The 24600-nt window shown below is 65.3% G+C and carries 20 protein-coding genes, 2 tRNA genes and 1 pseudogene; 15 read left to right on the forward strand and 8 right to left on the reverse strand.

Features of this window, described 5'->3' with window-relative positions:
- The first annotated feature begins 4 nt into the window (after window positions 1-4).
- The 3 genes from ACX80I_RS05610 (at window position 5) to trxA (ending at window position 3229) form a co-directional block, all read left to right on the forward strand.
- A complete protein-coding gene (locus ACX80I_RS05610; RefSeq protein WP_459344151.1) occupies window positions 5-1657 on the forward strand; it encodes an ABC transporter substrate-binding protein in 1653 nt (550 codons plus the stop codon).
- Window positions 1658-1842: 185 nt separating this feature from the next.
- A complete protein-coding gene (gene trxB / locus ACX80I_RS05615; RefSeq protein ID WP_459344332.1) occupies window positions 1843-2877 on the forward strand; it encodes a thioredoxin-disulfide reductase in 1035 nt (344 codons plus the stop codon).
- Between the two features lie 25 nt (window positions 2878-2902).
- The gene (gene trxA, locus ACX80I_RS05620; RefSeq protein WP_301224501.1) at window positions 2903-3229 is read left to right on the forward strand and encodes a thioredoxin; all 327 of its coding nucleotides are present in this window, start codon (window positions 2903-2905) and stop codon (window positions 3227-3229) included.
- A gap of 1979 nt (window positions 3230-5208) precedes the next feature.
- Here trxA and ACX80I_RS05625 read toward each other — a convergent pair.
- From ACX80I_RS05625 to rpmH, 8 genes are all read right to left on the reverse strand, one after another.
- On the reverse strand, window positions 5209-6654 hold the full coding sequence (locus ACX80I_RS05625) for a ParB/RepB/Spo0J family partition protein (RefSeq protein WP_459344152.1): 1446 nt from the start codon (window positions 6652-6654) through the stop codon (window positions 5209-5211).
- Window positions 6655-6730: 76 nt separating this feature from the next.
- Complete coding sequence (locus tag ACX80I_RS05630) at window positions 6731-7663, reverse strand: ParA family protein (RefSeq protein WP_459344153.1); 933 nt, start codon at window positions 7661-7663, stop codon at window positions 6731-6733.
- A gap of 257 nt (window positions 7664-7920) precedes the next feature.
- Complete coding sequence (rsmG, locus tag ACX80I_RS05635) at window positions 7921-8592, reverse strand: 16S rRNA (guanine(527)-N(7))-methyltransferase RsmG (protein WP_459344154.1); 672 nt, start codon at window positions 8590-8592, stop codon at window positions 7921-7923.
- Window positions 8585-9193 (reverse strand): Jag family protein, encoded by a 609-nt coding sequence (locus tag ACX80I_RS05640; protein WP_459344155.1) that lies wholly within the window; start codon window positions 9191-9193, stop codon window positions 8585-8587. The genes rsmG and ACX80I_RS05640 overlap by 8 nt, the downstream gene beginning before the upstream one ends.
- Complete coding sequence (yidC, locus tag ACX80I_RS05645) at window positions 9190-10152, reverse strand: membrane protein insertase YidC (RefSeq protein ID WP_459344156.1); 963 nt, start codon at window positions 10150-10152, stop codon at window positions 9190-9192. Before yidC ends, ACX80I_RS05640 begins: the two co-directional genes overlap by 4 nt.
- Before the next feature lie 14 nt (window positions 10153-10166).
- Window positions 10167-10481, reverse strand: coding sequence for a membrane protein insertion efficiency factor YidD (yidD, locus tag ACX80I_RS05650; RefSeq protein WP_459344333.1), 315 nt, complete (start codon window positions 10479-10481; stop codon window positions 10167-10169).
- Between the two features lie 32 nt (window positions 10482-10513).
- Complete coding sequence (gene rnpA / locus ACX80I_RS05655; protein ID WP_459344334.1) at window positions 10514-10885, reverse strand: ribonuclease P protein component; 372 nt, start codon at window positions 10883-10885, stop codon at window positions 10514-10516.
- A gap of 91 nt (window positions 10886-10976) precedes the next feature.
- The gene (gene rpmH / locus ACX80I_RS05660; protein WP_022892375.1) at window positions 10977-11114 is read right to left on the reverse strand and encodes a 50S ribosomal protein L34; all 138 of its coding nucleotides are present in this window, start codon (window positions 11112-11114) and stop codon (window positions 10977-10979) included.
- 462 nt (window positions 11115-11576) lie between these two features.
- On the opposite strand from rpmH, the gene dnaA reads away from it, so the two are divergent.
- The 12 genes and pseudogenes from dnaA (at window position 11577) to ACX80I_RS05720 (ending at window position 24574) form a co-directional block, all read left to right on the forward strand.
- The gene (gene dnaA / locus ACX80I_RS05665; protein ID WP_301224491.1) at window positions 11577-12989 is read left to right on the forward strand and encodes a chromosomal replication initiator protein DnaA; all 1413 of its coding nucleotides are present in this window, start codon (window positions 11577-11579) and stop codon (window positions 12987-12989) included.
- A 464-nt stretch (window positions 12990-13453) separates the two neighbouring features.
- Window positions 13454-14578 (forward strand): DNA polymerase III subunit beta, encoded by a 1125-nt coding sequence (gene dnaN, locus ACX80I_RS05670; protein ID WP_459344157.1) that lies wholly within the window; start codon window positions 13454-13456, stop codon window positions 14576-14578.
- 47 nt (window positions 14579-14625) lie between these two features.
- Window positions 14626-15534 (forward strand): annotated as a pseudogene (gene gnd, locus ACX80I_RS05675) (phosphogluconate dehydrogenase (NAD(+)-dependent, decarboxylating)); the annotation flags it as partial.
- Between the two features lie 10 nt (window positions 15535-15544).
- Window positions 15545-16825 carry a DNA replication/repair protein RecF gene (recF, locus tag ACX80I_RS05680; protein WP_459344158.1) on the forward strand — a complete coding sequence of 427 codons (1281 nt, stop codon included), beginning with the start codon at window positions 15545-15547 and terminating at the stop codon, window positions 16823-16825.
- A gap of 151 nt (window positions 16826-16976) precedes the next feature.
- Window positions 16977-17483 (forward strand): DciA family protein, encoded by a 507-nt coding sequence (locus ACX80I_RS05685; protein WP_459344335.1) that lies wholly within the window; start codon window positions 16977-16979, stop codon window positions 17481-17483.
- 235 nt (window positions 17484-17718) lie between these two features.
- Window positions 17719-19746: a DNA topoisomerase (ATP-hydrolyzing) subunit B gene (gene gyrB / locus ACX80I_RS05690; RefSeq protein ID WP_459344159.1), complete on the forward strand. Its 2028-nt coding sequence runs from the start codon at window positions 17719-17721 to the stop codon at window positions 19744-19746.
- 176 nt (window positions 19747-19922) lie between these two features.
- Window positions 19923-22592 (forward strand): DNA gyrase subunit A, encoded by a 2670-nt coding sequence (gyrA, locus tag ACX80I_RS05695; protein WP_459344160.1) that lies wholly within the window; start codon window positions 19923-19925, stop codon window positions 22590-22592.
- A gap of 65 nt (window positions 22593-22657) precedes the next feature.
- Complete coding sequence (locus tag ACX80I_RS05700) at window positions 22658-23125, forward strand: DUF3566 domain-containing protein (RefSeq protein WP_459344161.1); 468 nt, start codon at window positions 22658-22660, stop codon at window positions 23123-23125.
- Window positions 23126-23211: 86 nt separating this feature from the next.
- Window positions 23212-23285: transfer RNA gene (locus ACX80I_RS05705), tRNA-Ile, on the forward strand.
- Between the two features lie 37 nt (window positions 23286-23322).
- Window positions 23323-23439, forward strand: coding sequence for a DLW-39 family protein (locus tag ACX80I_RS05710; RefSeq protein WP_459344162.1), 117 nt, complete (start codon window positions 23323-23325; stop codon window positions 23437-23439).
- A 45-nt stretch (window positions 23440-23484) separates the two neighbouring features.
- Window positions 23485-23557: transfer RNA gene (locus tag ACX80I_RS05715), tRNA-Ala, on the forward strand.
- A 99-nt stretch (window positions 23558-23656) separates the two neighbouring features.
- On the forward strand, window positions 23657-24574 hold the full coding sequence (locus tag ACX80I_RS05720; protein WP_459344163.1) for a DMT family transporter: 918 nt from the start codon (window positions 23657-23659) through the stop codon (window positions 24572-24574).
- Window positions 24575-24600: the final 26 nt, after the last annotated feature.

The following is a 24600-nucleotide window of genomic DNA, read 5'->3' on the forward strand; positions in this document are numbered from 1 at the left end:
ACACGTGCCAGAAGCAGTAGACGTCGGTTCAGTGCTGGGCGGCCGCTACAAGGTGACCGCCTACGTACTGGCATCTGCTGAGAAGGACCTCGTGCTCGACGGCGTGGACCAGGTGCTCAACCGGCCGGTCAGCATTCTCGTCGCATCAGCCGGCAATGCCTCCCAGGTGGCCGCGAGCGCGCGCGATCTGGCGACGGGTGACAGGACCGGGAACATCCAGGTCCTCGATCTCGGCATCAGCGAATCCGATACCTACCTGGTGACCAACCGCGCCCCGGCCGCCGACATGCTCGACCTGATCGTGCAGCAGGATGCGCCGGCGCCCGAGGCTCCGTACATCGAGCCGTTCTTCACCGATACCCTCGGTTCCGAGATCTTCGGCGGGCCGCGCTCGACGGAACCGGAGACCTACGACGACCAGTACGAGGAATACGAGGAGTACGACGACGGGCGGGAACACCGGGCCTCCCGCTTCGCCGGACTGGCACGACGATTGGGACGGCGAGGCTCCAGGGACGACCAGCCGGACGACCAGCGGGACGACGCTTCCGATGTTCCCCCCGCCGCAGCCGAGTCGGTCCCCGTCCGCCAGCACTCCCACCTCGTTCCGCCACCGCCCAGCCAGCGACCCTCGGGTGCATCGGCTGCACCTGCCGCCTCGCTCGGCGAGTCGTCTGTGCAGTCGTCTGTGCAGTCGTCTGCGCAGCCCGACGTCCAGCCGCGCGACGAGCCGCGGGACGAGTCGCGTGTCCAGTCGCGCGACGAGCCGCGCGAGCACGACGGCGCAGACCAGGGTGGACCGGCGGCCGCAACAGGAGCCGTCATCGTCGGAGCGGCAGGGGCCGGAGCGGCGGCTGCCTCCGCAGCGGTGACCCGGCACCCAGAGCGGGCTGCCTCACGTTTCCCGGTGTCCGACTACGGCGATGACGATTCCTCCGCGGTCGACGGCCCTGATGGCTACGAGCAGGACGACGACGACAGCAGGGGCCGCAATTTCACCCGTATCCTCGTCGGCGCGGTTCTCTCCATCGTGCTGGTGGTCGCCGTCGTTCTGGCAGCCACGCAACTCGGGTCCCTCTTCGGCGGGACCCCCGTCGCCGACAGCGAGACTCGGCAGGCCACCGGTGATCCCTCCGCGGAGGATGCAACCACGGCACCGACGACGGCCGCAGCCGAGCCGACAGCCGAAGCCGTAGCGCCTGTGATCACGGGGATCTCGCGTGTCGTCCCGGACAACCAGGCCCTCGATGCAGCGAACGACGTGAACCTGCCCCTGATCGTCGACGGCAACACCGCGTCGTTCTGGGGCAACCAGGTCTATGCCAGTGACACCTTCGGTGGCCTCGCCACCAGCCTCGCCCTCGTCGTCGAGCTCGAACAGGAATCGACCATCTCGGAGGTGTCCATCGCCCAGCTCAACGGTGCCGGCGGCAGTTTCTCGGTGCTCGTCAACGACGAGCCGACCGTGGAGGGGGCGGAGCAGATCGCGCAGGGCGGCTTCACCGCGCCCACGATGACTCTTCCGATCCCGGACGGCCCGGACGGCGCCCGGACGGCGCGTTACGTCATCGTCGACTTCACGCAGCTCCCCAGGCTCTCGAACATCGACGCACAGTACCCGTTCGGCCTTCGCATCGCGGAGATCAGCGTCACCTAGCCGCGAAGCGCCAGCTCAGCGGCAGCCAAGGGCCCCGGAAGCGGGGCGCGGATGTGCCGGGACGGAATAAGTCCACGTGCGGTTCCGTTGTGGAAGTGTCCGCGGATAAGCCCGACTCGGCCGTATCAGCGTATGAGAAGACAGAAAGGTCTTTCGAGAACGTGACAACCCAAACCGATGTCCAACTGGACACCCCCACCGCAGATACCTCGGGCAGCGAACCGAAGGTCCACGACGTGATCATCGTCGGGTCAGGACCCTCCGGTTACACGGCCGCGGTCTACACCGCACGGGCGAACCTCAAACCCGTCATGATCGCGAGCTCGGTGAAGGCCGGCGGTGAGCTGATGAACACCACCGACGTCGAGAACTTCCCCGGGTTCCCGGAAGGCGTCATGGGCCCCGACCTCATGGAGCAGTTCGAGAAGCAGGCGCGGCGCTTCGGTACCGAGATCCTCTTCGAGGATGTCGTGTCCGCCGAGCTGTCCGGTGAGATCAAGAAGCTCACCATCGCGACGGGTGAGGAATTCCTCGCCCGCGCCGTCATCATCTCGACAGGATCCGAGTACCGGGAGATCGGGCTCGAGGACGAGAAGCGCCTCTCGGGCCACGGCGTCAGCTGGTGTGCAACGTGTGATGGTTTCTTTTTCCGGGACCAGGACATTGCGGTGGTCGGCGGCGGTGACTCGGCGATGGAGGAAGCCCTCTTCCTGACGAAGTTCGCCCGCTCCGTCACTGTCATCCACCGTCGCGACACCCTGCGTGCTTCCAAGATCATGCAGGACCGTGCTTTCGCCCACGAGAAGATCCGCTTTCTCTGGAACTCGGAAGTGGTAGGCATTCACGGTACCGACAAGGTCACCGGCGTGAAGCTGGCGAGCACCGTCGACGGCACCACGAGCGACCTCGACGTCACCGGCATCTTCGTTGCCATTGGTAATGATCCTCGCGTCGACCTGGTCAAGGACCAGCTCGAGCTCACCAGCGAGGGAACCATTGCAGTACTGGGTCGCACATCCAAGACCTCGCTCCCCGGTGTCTTCGCTGCCGGCGATGTCATCGATCCGACCTACCGACAGGCGATCACGGCGTCGGGAAGCGGCTGTGTTGCCGCGCTGGACGTCGAGCATTACCTGGCCGACACCATCAGCCCCTCGCAGACCGCGGCACGCGTTCCTACCCCGCCGGCCGAGGCTGTTTCCGAGACCGCGTCCTTCTGATCCATCAACCACAAGGAGTATTGCAATGAGCAACGCAAAGGATGTGACGGACGCGTCATTCGACGCCGACGTCCTGAAAGCCAGCAAGCCCGTCATCGTCGATTTCTGGGCCGAGTGGTGCGGACCCTGCCGCATGCTGTCGCCGATCCTGGACGACATCGCTGCGGAGCACGCCGAAAAGGTTGATGTCGTGAAGGTCAACGTCGATGACAACCCCGCCATTGCGGCCAAGTACGGCATCACCTCGATTCCCGCCGTGTACGTCTTCCAGGGCGGTGAGGTAGCGGCAACCTCCATCGGAGCGAAGCCGAAGCAGGTGCTCGAGCAGGAGTTCGCCGCGTTCATCAACTGATCCTCGTTTGACGCAGAAGGACCCGACGGATTCCGGCGGGTCCTTCTGCGTTGGTGCTTGATTAGCACTGATTGAACTACCGGCCCGGATGAAGCGACGGTGTGCCCACGGAAGTGCGTTGCGCCTACCAGCCTTCGTAGCCCTATGGTCGAGTATGCAGTGAGCCCTTCGGCCGTTTCACGTGAAACAGGACCGGATCTCGACTCTCGCTGCGACCTGCGCAAGACGCTCGTTCTGAATGTCCGGCGTGGCCTACGCCGTCCTAAGAGCGGGCGACAGTGCAGTAGCCGCAGTCACCACTGCAAGTTGGCCCGGCCGTGTACCGGTGGAGGAAATATCAGGGAAGCCCGCGAGGGATGCTGGCGGAGCGTAGGGTTAGGAGTCAGGCGACCCCGAAAGCGGAGGAGAGGTGACTACCACTTCTGTGCTCACTCTGTGCGACACGCGGGATCAACTAGAGGTGCCCGGCCTGCCATGATGGCGCCGAGCATTGAAGACGAGTACGGTTCCATCCGGAGGAGTGACGATCCAGACCCGCTCCCACTGTCTTGGCGACCGTTGTTTCACGTGAAACGTCTTCCTGCCTAACGCATCTGCACCACTCGGATCGGGAAGTCCGGAACCTGCTGCATCCTCTCTCTTCCCCGCAGGCTCGGCAGTCCCCGTCAGCGACACCAGGGTCTGGTGGGATTCGCGCTACTGCGGCGAAGCATCCCCGCGTCGCGATGGCACGAGTGCGCCAGGGCAGGGCGGCACCACGGCACTCGTGTTCCTGGCTCAGCATGGCGCTTCCGCGGGGGCTCCTGCCGACTACTACTCGTTCCAAGACCGCGGTCCGCTTCGTGACGTTCCCGGCAGCTGCGGCCCGCACTCTCCAGACTCTTCCTCACCGCCCGCTCACATCTAGGAGCTCAAATCAAATGTTGACGCTCCGCAAGCTTCGATAATGTCTCGAGACCCCGGACATAACGGCGCCCAGCACGGGATGGATCCCCCGTCGAATAGCGGCACGAGGGTGAGAACCAGAACCGCAGGGAGTCCGGAACATCGCGGGAGGAGCCGCTCTTCGCCCCATTGCTCACGGTGCCCCTTGCCCAAGAGCGGTGCCGGGCGGAGCACCAGAGTGAGCTGCTCGGCCAGGCAGTGAGGACCAGGTTTCACGTGAAACAGGAGGCTCAGTAGCGCTACGATTGTTCCGCACTGATGAAACGGCAATGTTGATAGCCTCTTCTAGGCCTTCTACCGAGAGCTCCAACGCGGCCTTCGCGGGAGCCCGGGCCGACCGCAGCCGATGTTTCACGTGAAACTGGCACCGACAAAACTGGATAAACCCCGCGCCACGTCCTGCTGGCCACGGCAGTACAACTTGTCTAGTCCCTCCGTCAGTATCTGCGGTCGAGGCCGGGGCGCCGCATCCTCCGGTCGGTCGGAGGACTGCCTCACGGGCACGCACAGCGGCACGAAAGGATGCGCCCATACAGGGCCACCATCGCGCCCCGGTGAGACGTGCTGCTGCGTCTGCGGGCCTCAAGCAGTGTTGCTGGCGCAACAGAGCGGGCCGGCGGCCATATCCGTGTCGATTTCCGCAATCGAACGAGCAAACGCGCGGTGTCGCGAATTCGCGACGGCATGGGCCCGAAAGCCCACGATCGTCGTACACGCCGATCCCCCCGACTCGACCGCAGGATTTTGGGCGAGTTTCACGTGAAACATTGAACGCACGGCACTTTCCAGGTAAGGCTTTTCACGGGCTGACCTCGTCTCGCAGCTGCCGATCCTGCTACCCGGACCGGCCATGGCGCAGCCCTCGCCTCGCCGCCGTGGCTCAGGTCGGGGAGGGGGTCAGCAGTGCGTGGGAGTAGACGCCCATGGCCGGGGCGCCCGATAGTGGCACGGAGCAGGCACGCAGAGATCACAATAAAAAGCCGGGCCTGGTTTCACGTGAAACCAGACCCGGCCGGGATAGCTCGATCTTGCGGCTAGTCAGCTTTCGGGGAGAGGACACCGATGATCCGGTTCAAGTCGTCCACGCTCGCGAATTCGATACTGACACGACCCTTCTTGGCGCCGAGAGTGATCTTGACATTGGTGTCGAGACGATCGGACAGCGATGTGGCAAGGTAGTCGAGCCGCTCGTGCCGCGCGCCGTCGCGAGGGGCCGCCGACTTCGTCGCCCATCGGAGGCCACCGCTCAGGGCGACGATCTCCTCCGTCGAGCGAACCGATAGACCTTCGGCCACGATCCTCTGCGCCAGCTTCTCCATGTCGGCCGCGTCGCTCAGGCCCAGCAGCGCGCGTGCATGACCGGCAGAGATCACACCCGCCGCCACACGACGCTGAACCAGCGGCGGGAGCTTCATCAGGCGAAGAGTATTGGAGATCTGAGGGCGGGAACGCCCGAGACGCCCCGCCAGCTCGTCATGGGAGCACCCGAAGTCGTCCAGCAGCTGCTGGTACGCCGCCGCTTCCTCCAGGGGATTGAGGGCGCTCCGGTGGAGGTTCTCGAGCAGGGCGTCCCGCAGCAGGTCGTCGTCGAGTGTCGAACGGATGATCGCGGGGATGGTTTCCATCCCCGCTTCCCGGGACGCCCGCCACCTCCGTTCGCCCATGACGAGCTCGTAGGGAGCGCCCCCATGTTCCTGCGAGGGTCGGACGACAACCGGCTGGAGCACGCCGATCTCGCGGATCGAGTGGACGAGTTCGGCGAGCTCGTCCTCGTTGAACTCGACGCGGGGCTGCTTCCGGTTCGGGTGGATGCTCTCGAGGGGCAGCTCTGCAAAGGTGGCCCCCGGCACCTCCACGAGACCCTCCGAGATTGGCGCGCTGCCCGACGATGCGGGGGCGGCCGTCGTTCCACGTGAAACGCCAGGGTCCGAATCTGCCGCGGATGAACCCTGGACAGAGCGATCCTCATCCGGAGCACCCGCGGTTGCGACGCTTACAGGCGTGTCGGCCCGTGCCCCGTCGACCTCGACGGACTGTGGCTCGACGGTCTCCTTGTTCACAGAAACCGCGTCAGTGACACCGGTGGCATGATCGACTGTCAGGTCCTCTGCGGGGAGTGGCGCAGTCTCTTCCTTGGCTCTGCCGCTCTTCGGTCCGTCATTAGGCGAACTCTTGCGCCCGGATCCTGATTTGGCAACGCGTTTAGTTTGAGCCTCGAGCACGTTCCTGTTGATACCGCTCCTCAGCGCGGAAGAGTAGGAACGCGGCTGCTCCACCACGTCCTCCTCGGTGACCCGCTCGAAGAAGAGATCCACGGGCCTTCCGCCTGCCTTTCGCGACACCTCGGAAGCACTGTTCCCCGACCGGTCCGGCTTGGCGACCTCGGCTTCAGGCCGCGTCTGCTCGGGGATCTCCTCAGCGGGAGCACTGGGGATCAGCGCTCCCAGCCCTCGGCCGAGACCGCGCCGCTTTTCCGCCATGTTCTTCCTTCCAGAGTGTGGAGCACCGCTCCACCGCTACATCTTCCGGGTCCGCCAGGACCGATACGCCCAGCCGCTATGGCCGGGAAGCTATTTCAGCTGCCGCTTCCTGGTAGGAGAGGGCACCGCTCGAGGAGGGATCGTACGTCATGACCGTCTGCTGGTAACTGGGCGCTTCCGAGATGCGGACGGACCGGGGCACGACGGCTTTCAGCACCTGCTGGGGGAAGTGCTCGCGCACCTCGGCGGCCACCTGCGCCGCGAGGTTCGTCCTGCCGTCATACATCGTCAGCAGAATGGTGGAAACGGTGAGGTCCGAATTCAGGTGCTTCTGGATCATCTCGATGTTCTTCAGCAGCTGGCTCAATCCCTCGAGCGCGTAGTACTCGCACTGGATCGGGATGAGAACTTCCTTCGCAGCGACGAAGGCGTTGACCGTCAGGAGACCGAGGCTCGGCGGGCAGTCGATGAACACGAAGTCCAGGCGCGGCTCTCCCTTCTCTTCGCGCTGCTTCGCATACACGTCGATCGCCCGGCGGAGCCGCTGCTCGCGGGCGACCAGTGATACGAGTTCGATCTCGGCGCCGGCCAGGTGGATCGTCGCGGGCGCACAGATCAGGTTCGGAACCTCCGGACAGGGCGCCACGACGTCAGCGAGGGGGACATCATCGATGAGTACGTCGTAGATCGAATCGACGTCGGCATGGTGGTCGATGTTGAGCGCCGTCGAGGCGTTGCCCTGCGGGTCGATGTCGATGACAAGCACCTGCAGCCCGGCAGTGGCGAGGGCAGCGGCGATGTTGACCGTCGTCGTCGTCTTCCCCACGCCACCCTTCTGGTTGCTGATGGTCATGATCCGGGTGTTCTTCGGTTTCGGAAGCTCCTTGCCGGACAACTTCTCACGGCGTTTGGCTTCCCTCGCGAGTTCACGGCCGAGCGGTGACGAGTCGTCCATCGTATCGATGACACTCCTACCCTTGCCCGTCTTCTTCGCGGCGGGGGCTTCCACTGCGTCGGAAGCAGCTGCCGTTGTTTCACGTGAAACAACGCCGACCGTCGGATCCGCAACCTCTGTGGGTTGTCTTGCACTTAGGCCGTCTGCGATATGCCGTCGGGGCACCAGAAGGGACTCGGACTTTTTCGCGGGGGCGTCCTTGATGGTCACTCAGTAACTCACTCTCACATGCCAGACGTCGTTATCTACAAGGGTAGCCGGAAGTGGCGGGAGGATTGGGACGACGGAGCTGCGTCCATTGGCCGGACGGCTCAGGCAGCGCCGACCGGAATACGGACCACAGTGGTCGGTTCTTCGAGGACACCAGCACCGGCGGTGAGGATCTCCGCCGTCCCGCCGCCCAGCTTCCGGATGAGCTTGCGCGCCTTCTCGATCTCCTCGGCGGCGCTGCGACCCTTGATGGCCAGTACTTCCCCTCCCGGTTTCGCCAGGGGAATGGTCCAGCCGGCAAGGGTGGTGAGAGCCGAGACGGCGCGCGCCGTCACGTAGTCTCCTCGGACCTCTCCCACCACCTGTTCCGCGCGGGCCCGATGCACCGATACATTCGGCAATGCGAGGTCGTCGACCACTTCGTTCAACCAGATGACCCTGCGCTCCAGGGGCTCGACAAGAAGCAGCTGCAGGTCGGGCCGGGCGATGGCGACCGCCAGTCCCGGGAGCCCGGCGCCGCTGCCCACATCGACGACCGTTGCGTCCCGCCTCATGAGTTCGGAGACGACGGCGCAGTTCAGAACATGCCGTCCCCACAGTCGGGGGACCTCCCGGGGTCCGAGCAGGCCCCGCTCGATGCCGCTGGTCGCCAGGTGACCGACGAACCCGCGGGCAAGGCCGATCCGGTCACCGAACACGGTGGTTGCGGCAGCCAGTTCCTCAGTCGTCGGCTCCGGCGGAGCACTGGCAGTCGAGGACGGAATTTCAGTCATCACTCGGGGAAACAACGATGTGCCGCGACGGACCCTCGCCCTCGGACTCACTCAGGAAGCCCAGGTCTGCGACCACGTCGTGGACGATCTTCCGCTCGTAGGCGGACATCGGAGGCAATGCCACGTCCTCGCCCGATTCCTTGACGGTGTCGACGGCGTCCTGGGCAATCTTTGCCAGCTCGCGCCCGCGACGGTCACGATAGCCGTCGACGTCGAGCACCAGCCGCGATCGTGTGTCCGTCGCTGTCAGTACGCTCAGGCGGGTGAGCTCCTGCAGTGCCTCGAGCACCTCTCCGTCACGTCCGACGAGCGAGCTGAGCCCGGAGTCGGATGCGTCCTCGGAGACGATCGAGATATACGTTCGCCCACTGCGGACCTCGATATCGATGTCTCCATCGATGTCCGCGATATCGAGGAGTTCCTCGAGGTAGTCGGCGGCGACGTCGCCTTCTTCATCCAGCCTCGCCGCCTTGCTGCTCCCCGTGCCCGCCTCACCATCGTCGCTGGGCTCGGAGATGCTGGGCTCGGAGGTGTCGGGCTCGTGGGTGCTGATCTCGGGGGTGCTGATTTCGGGCGTCTGCTCTTCGTTGTCTACCGTCATCGCTTCTTCCTCTTCTTGCGCTGGGGCTGGACGCGCTGGCCCCGGGGCTCTGGAACCGCTTCGATCGCCGGCTCGGTCTTCCGCTCACCGAGGAGCGGAACCATGGGCAGGCCCTTCTTGGCGCGCCTTTCCGCCAGTGCCTTCGCTGCCGGGGACCCCGGCGTGGGCATGCGGCGGATGACGTAGAACTGCTGCACCATGGTCCATAGGTTGGTGGTGGTCCAGTACACGAGGACACCGATCGGGAAGTTGATGCCACCGACGCCGAACACCAGGGGAAGAATGTAGAGCATGATCTTCTGCTGACGCATGAAGGGGCTCTGCATGGCCTCCTCGGACATGTTCTTCGCCATGATCTGCTTCTGCGTGATGAACTGCGAGGCCGTCATCGCGATGATCATCAGCAGAGAGAGGATGATGACGCTGATGTTCCCGCCGGCCCCGAAGCTGCCGAGGAAGGTCGAGGAGAGGGGAGCGCCGAGGATCGTCGCGTTGTCGAACTGGCGCACCGATTCCGGGGAGAGCGCCCCGATCGTCGCCCCTTCCTCACTGGCCCGGGAGATGCCGTTGAGCACCGTGAACAGTGCGAAGAAGAAGGGCATCTGGATGATGATCGGAAGGCAGGCCGCGAAGGGATTGGTGCCGTGCTTCTTGTACAGGGCCATCTGTTCCTGCGTCATGGCCTGGCGCGAGAGCTGGTCCGTCTTGCCCTTGTACTTCTGCTGCAGCTTCCGGAGGTCCGGCTGCAGCGCCTGCATCCCACGCTGAGCCTTGATCTGCTTGACGAAGACGGGAATCAGGGCGGCACGGATGACGACGACGAGGCCGACGATCGACAGAACCCAGGTCCAGCCGGAGGCGGGGTCCATCCCGAGGAACGTGAAGCCCTCGTGGAACATGAACATGATCCACGACACGAGCCACCGGAACGGCGCCAGGATCGTATCAAAAAAACCCATAATCAGTTAGCTCCTCAAGCCGCGGAGCGGCTTTCGTCATCGCCCGGGATCACCGGATGGTTCAACACAACAATCGAGGGGACTTTCCCTGCCGGGAAGTCCCTGGATCCCGGCGGCACGTGGTCTACGCCGCCGTCGTTCCAGGGATGGCACCGGACCAGCCGTCGAGCCGCGAGCCACGAACCGCGGACGACCCCATGGACCGTCACCGCCTCGAGCGCATAGGCCGAACAGCTCGGGTAGAACCGGCACACCTGCCCGTACAGCGGGGAGACGACCTTGCGGTACGCGATCAGGAACCCGATCACGGCCAGTCGGGGCAACCCCATGAGGAAGGCCGGCACACGGACAGCAACGCTGCTCACGATACTCTGCCTTCCCTTTCCGGTGCGTCGGAGCGCTCCAACCTGCGGGCAACCGTGGCCAGGCAGCTCGTGAAGTCCTTCTGCAGGGCCGGCCAGTCGCTATCCGCGGCCGGTGGGAGCGCGCGGACGACGACGTCGTACCCGGAGGGGTGCGCAGCGACCCACTCCGCCGAAGCATGGCGGAGCCTCCGTTTAACGAGGTTGCGGGTGACAGCGTTCCCTACGTTCTTGCCGACGATGAAGCCGACCCGGGAGGGCGCGGAGTCCGATGTCCTGGACCCGTATAGCACGACGTTCCGGCGCCCTGACCGGGCACCGGAACGTACGGTACGTGCAAAATCCGCTGCCGTTCGCACCCTGTGGATCATCGGAAGCACTGCGGGTTCCTGTTCATTGCTGAGAGAAGGAACCCCGTGCCGGCGCGATCACCCGAAGGACGCATGGCGTGGGAGGAACCGCTTATGCCGAGAGTTCGGTACGGCCCTTGCCGCGGCGCGCCGACAGGATGGCACGACCAGCGCGGGTGCGCATGCGAAGGCGGAAACCGTGCTTCTTGGCACGACGGCGGTTATTCGGCTGAAAAGTCCGCTTGCTCACTGTAGTTACTCCAGAACGATCTTGAGATGCGTCCGGCCCATTGCAACAAGGGGGAAGAACAGACTGACGCGATGAAGGTGTACATCCGACATTCGCGTTGGAGCTGTCACATCCCGAGGCCTCTTAGTACCCGGAAACATCTGTGATGGCATGCGAAATGCAGACATGTTGGACTACATAACGTTAGGGGACGCGGCGGAGGGGCGTCAAACTCGCCGTCGCCGGCCTGTGGGCTACTTTTCCACGGGCCTGTGGACAACCGGCGCTCGAATCACACTACACGCATCGCCGGAGGGACCGGGTGGGACCTCTCCCAGCCCCCGTCCTGCCGCGCCAGCCCGCTATCTTCTGTAGTTCCCATCCTCTACTCTTGGCTCTGGTCCGTTTATCCACGGCTTGTGTACAACTCTGTGGAGAACGGACCTTTTCGAGCGTGGGCAGCACAGCTAATGAGGGGTTCTTGTGGGAACAGATGAGGTAAACGACGTCGGGAGTTCCTGGCGTAAAGTCATCCGGACCCTCGAGCAGGACGATCGCGTCACTCCGCGCCAGCGCGGATTCATGGTGCTGGCACAGGCCCAGGGCCTCATCGGAACGACCATGCTCATCGCTGTCCCGAACGAACTGACGCGCGAAGTCCTGCAGACCCAGCTCAAGTCCGCCCTGGACGAGGCCCTGCGCGACGTGTTCCGCGAGGACATCCAGTGCGCCTTCGTGATCGACCCCGAACTGACCCCTGTGGCGGAGGAAGCCCCCGAGCAGGAACCCGAGCAGGTCTCGCCGGAGCCCAAGGGAGAGGCCAAGCCTTCCCCTACCCCGCCCAGCAACTCCCACGAGTTCGGCCGGCTCAATCCCAAGTACATCTTCGACACCTTCGTCATCGGGTCCTCGAACCGTTTCGCCCATGCAGCTGCGGTCGCGGTGGCCGAAGCACCGGCGAAGGCCTACAACCCCCTCTTCATCTACGGTGACTCGGGACTCGGCAAGACCCACCTGCTGCACGCCATCGGTCACTACGCCCGGCATCTCTACACCGGGATCCGCGTCCGGTACGTGAACTCCGAGGAGTTCACCAACGACTTCATCAACTCGATCCGCGACGACGAGGGCTCGAGCTTCAAGCAGACCTACCGCAACGTCGACATCCTGCTGATCGACGACATCCAGTTCCTGTCCGGCAAGGACCGGACCATGGAGGAGTTCTTCCACACCTTCAATGCGCTGCACAACCACAACAAGCAGGTGGTCATCACCTCCGACATGCCGCCCAAGCAGCTGATCGGGTTCGAGGAGCGCATGCGGTCCCGGTTCGAGTGGGGCCTCCTGACGGACATCCAGCCGCCCGAACTGGAGACCCGCATCGCGATCCTCCGCAAGAAGGCGATCAGCGACAGCCTGAGCGCCCCGGACGACGTCCTCGAGTACATCGCCTCGAAGATCGCGACCAACATCCGGGAACTGGAGGGGGCGCTGATCAGGGTCACCGCCTTCGCCAGCCTCAATCGCCAGACGGTCGACGTGAACCTGGCGGAGATCGTGTTGAAGGACCTGATCTCCGACGACGGAGCGCAGGAGATCACATCCACCGTGATCATGGCGCAGACCGCGGACTACTTCCAGATCAGCATGGAAGAGCTGTGCAGCAAGTCGCGCACGAGGACGCTCGTCACCGCCCGGCAGATCGCCATGTACCTGTGCCGGGAGCTCACCGACATGTCCCTCCCGAAGATCGGGCAGGAACTCGGCGGCCGCGACCACACCACCGTCATCCACGCGGACCGGAAGATCCGCGAGCTCATGGCCGAGAGGCGCGCGATCTTCAACCAGGTCACCGAACTGACCAACCGCATCAAGCACAAGCAGCGCGAAGCCTGACAGCCCCTGTGTTTCACCGGTGTAATTAACAGGTGTGGACACAGCTGTGGATAACCGGGGGAACATCGGCACCCAACCTGAGGAAAAACCCCCTGCAGCCTGTGGATCCGCGGAATGACAAGGATTTTCCCCACAACCGCCTGCAGGCGGCCGTCGTCCGAACGCACACCTTGTCCACAGGGCAGATCCGCGGAAGCGCGCCGACCAGCGGACTTATCCACAGAATCCACAGCAGTTATTAACACTACGAACCTTAAACTTCAAAAGTTCGTCAAATAACATTCCACGTTCCGTCCGACCCGTCCCCCCGCCTCCCCGGACCTGCTTCGCAGCTCCGCTATCGGGCTAAGCTGTTCCCCAGTAGGGTTGTAGTTCCCCGTGCCCGGGCATCTCCGTGCACGACATGCGACCCACCATCCGCCGGCTTCGCCGGTGGCTGTTTTTTTGGAAGGCGGCACTGCTCCGTGAAATTCAGAGTCGAGCGGGATGTACTTGCGGAGGCTGTGTCCTGGACCGCCCGTTCCCTGTCACCCCGTCCGCCCGTACCGGTCCTTGCCGGACTGCTCATCCGGGCCGAGGGCGGTTCACTGAGCCTCGCGAGCTTCGACTACGAGATCTCCGCGCGCCTCGAGATCGCGGCGGACGTCCTGGAGGAAGGCACCATCCTCGTGTCCGGCCGCCTGCTCGCCGACATCTGCCGCAGTCTTCCCTCCGCCCCGGTCGAGGTAGCCACCGATGGATCGAAAGTGACCCTGACGTGCCGCAACAGCCGCTTCAACCTGGCGACCATGCCCGAGGGTGAGTACCCGGAGCTCCCCAAACTTCCCGCGGTCAGTGGCGTCGTCGACGGTGAGGCCTTCTCCCAGGCCGTCTCGCAGGTCATCATCGCCGCCAGCCGTGACGACACCCTGCCGATCCTGACCGGTGTCCGCATGGAGATCGAGGATGACCTGATCACCCTGCTCGCCACCGACCGGTACCGGCTCGCCCTGCGCGAGGTCTCATGGAAACCGTCGACGCCAGGAATCTCGACCAGCGCACTGGTCAAAGCCAAGACGCTCAACGAGGTCGCGAAGACGCTCGGCGGCGCAGGAGACCTGAACATCGCGTTCTCGGACGATTCCGAGCTGATCGGTTTCGAATCGGGTGGGCGCCGCACCACGTCGCTGCTCGTGGACGGTGACTACCCCAAGATCCGGTCGCTCTTCCCCGAGAACACCCCGATCCATGCCACCGTCCAGACGAGCACGCTCGTCGAGGCCGTTCGCCGTGTGTCGCTCGTCGCCGAACGGAACACTCCCGTGCGTCTGGCCTTCACCGAGGGACAGGTGACCCTCGATGCGGGTACGGGTGAGGACGCCCAGGCCTCCGAAGCCATCGAGGCGACGCTGGACGGCGACGACATCACGGTCGCCTTCAACCCGCACTACCTGAGCGAAGGGCTCGGAGCCTTCAGCAGCCCGTACGTCCGGTTCTCCTTCACCTCACCTCCCAAGCCCGCGGTGATGTCGGCGCAGGATGACGCGTCGGGCGAGGACAGGGAAGACTACAAGTACCTGCTGATGCCCGTGCGGCTTCCCAACCAGTAGCCCCCGCGGCAGGTACACCCGGCCGGCCGGACCGCCGCCGGACCCATCGTCAGAAAGAGAAGCGCATGCACATCGGCCTCATTGGACTCGGAAAAATGGGATTCAACATGAGGGAGCGGCTCCGCCGGAACGGCATCGAGGTCACCGGTTTCGACCGCAACCCCGAGCGCACCGATGTGTCGAGTCTCGACGAACTGGTCGCCGCGCTTCCGGCTCCGCGCATCGTCTGGGTGATGGTGCCGGCGGGCCAGGTCACAGACGCCGTCGTGAAGGACCTCTCCGAAGTCCTCGCCCAAGGCGATTTGGTGATCGACGGAGGCAACTCCAAGTTCACCGACGACCAGATCCACGCCACCCTGCTGGCCCAGAAGGGCATCCGATTCCTCGACTGCGGCGTCTCCGGCGGAGTCTGGGGACTCGAGAACGGCTACGGCCTGATGGCCGGCGGCAGTTCCGAGGACGTCGACCTCGCGATGCCGGTCTTCGACGCACTCCGCCCGGAGGGCGAGCGCGCCGAGAGCTTCGTGCACGTGGGTGACGTCGGGGCGGGCCACTACGCCAAGATGGTGCACAACGGCATCGAGTACGGACTCATGCAGTCCTATGCCGAGGGCTACGAACTCCTCGAGGCCAAGGACATCGTCAAGGACGTCCACGGAACCTTCGCCGCCTGGCAGAAGGGAACAGTCGTCCGTTCCTGGCTGCTGGACCTCGTCGTCAAGGCGCTGCAGGAGGACCCCGGACTGTCGAAGATCGCGGGCTACGTCGAGGATTCCGGCGAGGGCCGGTGGACCGTCGAGGAAGCGATCGCCAATTCGGTGCCGGCCCCGGCGATCACGGCGGCCCTGTTCGCCCGTTTCGCCTCGCGCCAGGACGATTCTCCGTCGATGAAGATGGTGGCGGCACTTCGCAACCAGTTCGGCGGCCATGCAGTGAAACCGGCCCGGGAGAAGTAAGTGGTGACCGGTGTACGTTGAGCACCTCTCGCTCACCGGGTTCCGGAGCTACGGGCAACTCGATACCGCGATCGAGCCCGGTATCACGGTCTTCGTCGGGCCGAACGGGGTGGGGAAGACGAACATCGTCGAGGCGATCGGGTACCTCGCGACCCTGTCGTCCCACCGCGTCAGCACCGACAAGCCCCTGATCTCCTTCGGCGAGGAGCGAGCGATCATCCGGGGCAGGTTCGTCCGGGGAGCGCAGCGCACGAGCGTCGAGGTCGAGATCAATGCCGATGCAGCCAACCGTGCCCGGATCAACAGGTCGAACCCCGTACGGGCGAGGGATGCTGCCGGCATCCTGAAGACCGTCCTCTTCGCGCCCGAGGACCTTGCCCTGGTCAAGGGTGATCCCTCGGGACGGCGTCGGTACCTGGACGAGGTGATGGTGTCGCTCCTGCCGCACCAGTCGGCGTTGCGCGCCGACTACGAGCGTGTCCTCAAGCAACGCAACGCACTGCTGAAGTCCGCGCGGGCAGCCGGCAGGTTCTCGACGGCGCACGATTCGACCCTCGATGTGTGGGATCAGCACCTGGCCGAGGCCGGCGCACGGCTGCTCTCGGCCCGCCTCATCCTCACCGACCAGCTGCGTCCCCACGTGCAGCGCGCGTACAAGGAACTGACGGACGGCTCGAAGGCGGCGGACATCGCCTACGTCTCCAGCGTCTCGTCGTCCCCGGACCTTCGAACCGACGACGACGGCGGGGCCATGCCCCGTGCTTCCGGGGAGGGACTGCAGGATCTCGCCCTTCCGGAGTTGACGGAACTGTTCATCGCGAGCCTCCTGCGCCACCGGAAGAAGGAACTCGAGCGCGGCATCTCCCTCGTGGGACCGCACCGTGACGACCTCGCCCTCCTGCTGGGTACAGTCCCGGCGAAGGGGTATGCCTCCCATGGGGAGACCTGGTCCATGGCCCTGGCGCTCCGGCTCGCTTCCTACTACCTGTCGCTCGAGGAGGACTCCACCCCCGGCGGGAATCCCGTGCTGATCCTCGATGACGTCTTCGCCGAACTCGACGCGCAACGGCGTACGCGCCTCGCCGCGATCGTCGCCCCCGCGGAGCAGGTGCTGGTCACCGCCGCTGTCGGGAACGACATCCCCGAGGCCCTCCTCGGCCGGCAGATCCGTGTCGTCCCGGGTGGGATCAACGGTGCTGGAGGAGCCGATGTCCGCCCAGCCGATGTCGCGGGTGCGGCGGAGGAACGCCTGGATGCCGGAGACGTCGATGCCGGAGAAGCGGATGTCTGAGACACCGACGCCGGAGGAGCACGGGCAGGACGGGGGACCATCCGGTGAAGCGACCGCCGGTGCCACAGGACCCGGGACGGACGGGCCGGACGACGGACGGAACCGCGCCGGCAGGAACCGCGGCGGAGAAGGCGGGGTGGAACGTCCCGGCATGGAGGACTTCCCCGAGCAGGACGCTCCGCAGGCCCTCCTCAACAGATTGCGCAGCGCCTCCCAGGCCAGGGGAACACCCCGGGAGACGGCATCGAAGCGGACGGCGAAGGCGCCTCGCCGCCGGTACTCACCTGAACCCACCTACGGCGGGCGGGACCCGGAGGGTGTCGGCAACGTCTTCTCGAGGATGCTCGCGGAACGCGGCTGGAAGTCGCCGGTGGCGATCGGGTCGGTGCTGTCCCGCTGGGACGAGATCGTCGGGGCGGACATCGCGGCGCACTGCGTGCCGGAGAGTTTCGACGCCGACACGGTCCTGGTGAGGTGCGACTCGACCGCCTGGGCCACCCAGCTCCGCCTCATCACTCCGCAGGTGCTGCAGCGGTTCGAGGCCGAGCTGGGGGCGGGCGTAGTGACCCGGCTGTCCGTCGTCGGACCTGCCGCACCGAGCTGGCGCAAGGGTGGCCGTTCCGTCAAGGGACGCGGTCCCCGCGATACGTACGGATGAGCCGGAGGGCAGGGCCGCTGGACGGCCTGTAGGCCAATCGGGGATCCGCCCGGCGTATCCGTCCTCATGGAAGGACCCCCTATCGGCTCTGACGCCGCTTTATTGGCCGGTGAAGGGGTGTTCGTGCGGGATTGTAGCCCTCCACAGGGTAGAATGGATCGAGATTGTTTTGGTCCATCCAGCTGAGGAGCCGTCTACGCCTGTGGCACACGAGAACGAGTTGAATGCAAGTGATGTGTTGATCGGCGAAGGCGAATCCCCGATCCTGGAGGCGGCCACCGAACACGCATACGGTGCCAACGAGATCACGGTGCTGGAGGGCCTGGAAGCGGTCCGGAAACGTCCGGGAATGTACATCGGGTCCACCGGACCCCGGGGTCTTCACCATCTTGTGTACGAAGTCGTGGACAACTCGGTCGATGAGGCGATGGCGGGTTACTGCGACCACATCGAGATCACGCTCCAGGCCGACGGCGGTGTCAAGGTCGTGGACAACGGCCGCGGGATCCCCGTCGACATGCACCCCACCGAGGGGCGGCCGACCGTCGAGGTCGTCATGACAATCCTCCACGCCGGCGGCAAGTTCGGCGGCGGTGGGTACGCGGTGTCGGGCGGCCTGCACGGCGTCGGCATCTCGGTCGTCAACGCACTGTCCAAGCGGGTCGAGACGGAAGTGCGACGCCAGGGTCACGTGTGGCGCCAGTCCTTCGCCGACGGCGGCAAGCCCGTCGGCGAGCTGAGGAAGGGCGAGGAGACCTCCGAGACCGGCACCACCCAGACGTTCTATCCCGACGACTCGATCTTCGAGAGCACGCAGTTCGACTTCGAGACCCTCCGCGCACGGTTCCAGCAGACCGCGTTCCTCAACAAGGGACTGCGCATCACCTTCACGGACGAGCACGTCGACGAGGTCGAGGACGAGGTCACCGTCGAGACCGGCGAGGATTCCACGCCTCGGCACCGCGAGGTCGAGTACCTCTACGAGAACGGCCTTGTGGACTACGTCCACCACCTCAACTCCTCCAAGCGCGTCGACGTGGTGCACCCCGATGTCATTGTCTTCGATACGGAGACCCCGGACCGCACCATGTCCGTCGAGATCGCGCTGCAGTGGACCTCGGCCTACTCCGAGAGCGTGCACACGTACGCCAACATGATCAACACGCACGAGGGTGGAACGCACGAAGAGGGCTTCCGTGCGGCCATGACCACCCTGATCAACAAGTACGCGCGCGAGAAGAACATCATCAAGGAGAAGGACGACAACCTCACGGGTGACGACATCCGCGAAGGTCTGACCGCCGTCATCTCCGTGAAGCTCTCCGAGCCGCAGTTCGAGGGCCAGACGAAGACGAAGCTCGGCAATTCGGAGGTCAAGGGGTTCGTGCAGCGCGTCGTCACCGACCAGCTGGGCGACTGGCTCGAGCGCAACCCGGGCCCCGCCCGCGACGTCATCCGCAAGTCGATCCAGGCATCGCAGGCGCGCCTCGCCGCCCGCAAGGCGCGGGAGTCCACGCGCCGCAAGGGCCTGCTCGAGTCCGGCGGCATGCCGGGCAAGCTCAAGGACTGCCAGTCCAAGGACCCGGCGCGGTCGGAGATCTACATCGTGGAGGGCGACTCGGCCGGCGGTTCGGCGGTCCGGGGCCGCAACCCCGAGACGCAGGCCATCCTGCCCCTGCGCGGCAAGATCCTGAACGTGGAGCGCGCGCGCCTGGACCGGGCCCTCGGCAACAGCGAGGTCCAGGCCATGATCACCGCGTTCGGCGCGGGGATCGGCGAGGACTTCAACGTCGAGAAGGCCCGGTACCACAAGATCGTGCTCATGGCCGACGCGGACGTGGACGGCCAGCACATCACGACCCTGCTGCTCACACTGCTGTTCCGCTACATGCGGCCGCTGATCGAGAACGGCTTCGTCTACCTTGCGCAGCCGCCGCTGTACCGGATCAAGTGGTCCAACGCGAAGCACGACTATGTGTTTAGCGACCGCGAGCGTGACGAGGTCATCCGGATCGGCCTCGCCAACAACCAGCGGCTGCCCAAGGACAACGGCATCCAGCGGTACAAGGGTCTGGGCGAGATGGACTACACGGAACTGTGGGAGACCACCATGGATCCGGACCACCGCACCCTGCTCCAGGTCACCATGGACGACGCGGCCGCGGCCGACCAGGTGTTCTCGGTGCTCATGGGTGAGGACGTCGAGTCCCGGCGCAACTTCATCCAGCAGAACGCCAAGGATGTGCGTTTCCTCGACATCTGAGTGCCGGCTACCGGCATCGTGCCGGCGCAACGGAACAAGAGCGGACCGAGGGTCCCTGCCCGAGCTTGCGAGGGAGAGGGAGGACGTCCGACCGGGCGCCTGCACACGATGCCGGGCACCGGCCAGCGACCGCGTCTCCTGTGTGGTCGAGAACCTTTCACGAACGGAACTGATTCATGAGTGACGACATCACCGGCAACGGACCCGACGAGCCCATCGAGGGTGAGGTCCTGACGGACCGCGTCGAGCAGGTGGACCTGCAGACGGAGATGCAGCGGTCCTACCTGGACTACGCGATGGCGGTGATCGTCGGCCGGGCGCTGCCCGACGTGCGCGATGGCCTCAAGCCCGTGCACCGGCGCGTCCTCTACGCCATGTTCGACGGCGGCTACCGGCCGGACCGCTCGTTCAACAAGTGTGCCCGCGTGGTCGGCGAGGTCATGGGCCAGTACCACCCGCACGGCGACTCCGCGATCTACGACGCCCTGGTCCGCCTGATCCAGGACTGGACGATGCGCTACCCCCTGGCCCTGGGACAGGGGAACTTCGGTTCGCCCGGGAACGACGGCGCGGCCGCCCCCCGGTACACCGAGACGAAGATGGCTCCGCTCGCCATGGAGATGGTGCGGGACATCGACGAGGAGACCGTCGATTTCCAGGACAACTACGACGGCAAGAACCAGGAGCCGACGATCCTGCCGTCGCGCTTCCCGAACCTGCTCGTCAACGGGTCCTCCGGCATCGCCGTCGGTATGGCCACCAACATCCCGCCGCACAACCTGCGCGAGGTGGCCGACGGCGTCCAGTGGTACCTCGAGAACCCGGAAGCCTCGAAGGAAGAACTGCTCGAAGCACTGATCGCCCGCATCAAGGGACCTGACTTCCCGACCGGCGCGCAGATCCTCGGCCACAAGGGCATCGAGGACGCCTACCGGACGGGTCGCGGCTCCATCACGATGCGCGCCGTCGTCAATGTCGAGGAGATCCAGAACCGCACCTGCCTCGTCGTCACCGAGCTTCCGTACCAGGCGAACCCGGACAACCTCGCCATCAAGATCGCCGAACTGGTCAAGGACGGCAGGATCAGTGGCATCGCGGACCTGAGGGACGAGACCTCCGGCCGGACCGGCCAGCGCCTGGTGATCGTGCTGAAGCGCGACGCCGTCGCGAAGGTGGTCCTCAACAACCTGTACAAGCACACCCAGCTGCAGGACAACTTCAGCGCCAACATGCTGGCGATCGTCGACGACGTTCCCCGCACGCTGAGCCTCGATGCGTTCATCCGGCACTGGGTGACCCACCAGCTCGAGGTCATCGTCCGCCGGACGCGGTACCGGCTGCGTAAGGCGGAGGAGGAGGCCCACATCCTCCGCGGTCTGCTGAAGGCGCTCGACGCCCTCGACGAGGTCATCGCCCTGATCCGTGCCTCCTCCACCACGGAGCAGGCCCGTGACGGACTGATGGGGCTGCTGTCCATCGACGAACTGCAGGCGACGGCGATCCTCAACATGCAGCTGCGGCGTCTGGCGGCGCTCGAGCGGCAGAAGATCCAGGACCGCCACGCCGAGCTGGAATCCATGATCACCGAGTTCAACCGGATCCTCGCCTCCGAGGACGTGCAGCGCGGCATCGTCAGCACGGAGCTCGCGGAGATCGTCGCCAAGTTCGGTGACGACCGGCGGACCGAGATCCTCATGGGCTACGACGGTGACATGAGCATGGAGGACCTGATCCCCGAGGAGGAGATGGTCGTGACCATCACCCGCGGCGGGTACGTCAAGCGCACCCGCAGCGACAACTACCGCCAGCAGGCACGCGGCGGCAAGGGTATCAAGGGAGCGCAGCTGCGCGGGGACGACGTCGTCGAGCACTTCTTCGTCACCACCACCCACCACTGGCTGCTGTTCTTCACGAATTTGGGTCGGGTCTACCGGGCGAAGGCGTACGAACTGGTCGAGGCTGCCCGTGACGCCAAGGGGCAGCACGTCGCCAACCTCCTGGCCTTCCAGCCCGACGAGAGGATCGCCCAGGTGCTCGACCTGCGCGACTACCAGCAGTCTCCCTACCTGGTCCTGGCCACGAAGCGCGGACTGGTGAAGAAGACGCGCCTCGAGGACTATGACACCAACCGGACTGCCGGCGTGATCGCGATCAACCTGCGGGACAACGACGAGCTCGTCTCCGCGCAGCTCGTGTCCAGCGATGACGACATCATGCTCGTCTCGCGCAAGGGACAGTCGCTGCGCTTCACGGCCGACGACGACGCCCTGCGGCCGATGGGACGTGCGACGTCGGGGGTGACCGGCATGAAGTTCCGCGAGGACGACGAACTGCTGGCCGGCAGCGTCGTCACCGACGACTCCTATGTCTTCATCGTCACCGAGGGTGGTTTCGCGAAGCGGACCAAGGTCGACGAGTACCGGGTGCAGGGCCGCGGTGGCCTCGGTATCAAGGTCGCCAAGCTGGCCGAGGAGCGGGGCGACCTGGTCGGCGCCCTCGTGGTGCAGGAAGAGGACGAGGTCCTGGTGGTCATGGGAGGCGGGAAGGTCGTCCGCTCGGCCGTGGCCGGCGTGCCGGCGAAGGGACGCGACACGATGGGTGTCATCTTCGCCAAGCCGGACAAGACGGACCGGATCATCGCCGTGGCCCGCAACAGTGAGCGGAGTGTTGCCGTCGAGGAGGGGCTGATCGACGATCCTTCCGAGGCCAGCCCGGACGTGGACGTCATCGACACGGTCACGCCCGAGGACGCACCAGCAGAGTTCACAGCCGATGAAGTACGGTTGTCGACAGAGGAAACGGCTGAGCCTGACGCTGAGTCGCCGGAACATGGAGGTAGCGAGTGAGCTCGGCCAACACCAACCCGCGAGCGTCCAGCGGCCAAATGCGGGCGCCCGGGACCCCTCCGCGCGTGAATGCCCCCGCACGTCCCGCGCAGCGGCCCACGGGCCCCGGCGCGCAGACCGCGCGTCCTGCGCAGCGACCGGGACTGATCAAGCCGGCACCGAAGGCGAAGGCCCGGAAGGCGCGCCTGCTCGTCAGCAAGGTCGATCCGTGGTCCGTGCTCAAGATGTCGTTCCTCCTGTCGGTCGCGCTCGGCATCGTCACCGTCGTTGCGTCCTTCGTGATCTGGACGGTCCTGGACCTCACCGGGATCTTCGACGGCGTCAACGAGCTCCTCCGGGAGATCGCCGGATCCGAGAACGGTGGCTTCGATCTTCGACAGTTCGCGTCGCTGCCCCAGGTCCTCTCCTTCGCCACGATCATCGCCGTGGTCAACGTGGTGCTCCTGACCGCCCTGGCCATGCTCTCGGCGGTGCTCTACAACATCTCCTCCACCCTGGTCGGCGGAATCGGCGTCACGCTGACCGACGATTAGGACACCGGCCTCTTCGGCGCCGGAGGGCGATTTGAAGAATGCCGAGACACTACTGTAAAGTCGTATCTCGGCCCGAAGAGGTATCGGGGCGTATAGCTCAGGCGGTTAGAGCGCTTCGCTGATAACGAAGAGGTCCCAGGTTCAAGTCCTGGTACGCCCACGGATCCACTACTGCAGGGAACTGCTAGGAGACTGGTGTGAAGAAGTTGCTTCTTGCGGCAGCGGCTGCAGCAAGTGTCCTCGTCTACAAGCGGTGGCAGGATTCAGAGAAAAGCAAGAGCGTCTGGAGCAACGCGACGGACGACGTCGCCTAGCAAGGAACATCGTCCGGCGCAGGTATACTGGATGAGGCTCATTTCGGGGGCATGGCGCAATTGGTAGCGCACCTGCTTTGCAAGCAGGGGGTTCGGGGTTCGAGTCCCCGTGCCTCCACCGAGAGGAAGTCCCGGCCATCGGCCGGGACTTCCTGCTTTAAGCGGCCCGAGCCGACCGGCATCCGGCGGTACTGACGGCGTGCCATAGGGTTGCCGGGTGACTATCTTCCTCTCGATCCTGGGCGTGATCGGGGTCTCGGCGTCCGGGCCGATCATGGCAGCGACAGCCGCCCCGGTCCTCGCCATCGCGTTCTGGCGGAATCTGCTCGGAGCCGTCCTCATGGGCGGCCCGGCCTTCGTCTCCAAGCGGGCCGAGTTCGCAGCCCTGCGCCCAGCGGACTACCGGCGGCTCGCCCTCGCAGCTGGAGCCCTGGCGTTGCACTTCGCCTGCTTCATCACCGCTCTCAAGCTCACCTCGGTGGCAGCCGCCACCGCCCTCGTCTGCCTGCAGGTGGCATGGATCGCGTTGTTCAACGCCCTGCTGGGGTCCCGGCCACAGCGCGCGGTGGTGGCCGGTCTGGGTGTCGCCTTCGTCGGCGTCGTGATCATCACCGGCTTCGACCTCTCACTCTCCCGGAACGCGCTCCTCGGGGATGTGCTCGCGCTGGCCGGTGGGGCGCTGGCGGGCATCTACCAGATGGCGGGAGCCGCCGCCCGGCGGACGATGTCCACCGGGACCTATACGACGCTCTGCTACGGAACCTGTGCAGTTCTCCTCGGAGCCCTCTGCGCAGCCACGGGCCAACCGATCGTCGGATTTACTCCCGTGGCCTGGGCGGGCATCCTCGCCGTGACCCTTCTGGCGCAGATCATGGGCCACTCGGTGTTCAACCATCTGCTCGCGGTGATGAGCCCGCTGGTCGTATCCATGATCATCCTGCTGGAGATTCCCGGGGCCGCGATCCTCGCGGCCGTCTTCCTCGGCGAGCAACTGCCCGCTGGAACCTATGGCGGGCTGGTCCTCATCCTCGCCGGCCTCGCCGTGGTGGTCCGCGGCCAGCAACGACGGACGGAGCGCCAACGGCTCCTGGCCGAGCAGGCCGCTACCATACCTCCCGCCCTCGGCGGCGACTGATATTCCTCCTTGAGCATACTACGATG

The organism is Arthrobacter rhamnosi (assembly GCF_054510855.1).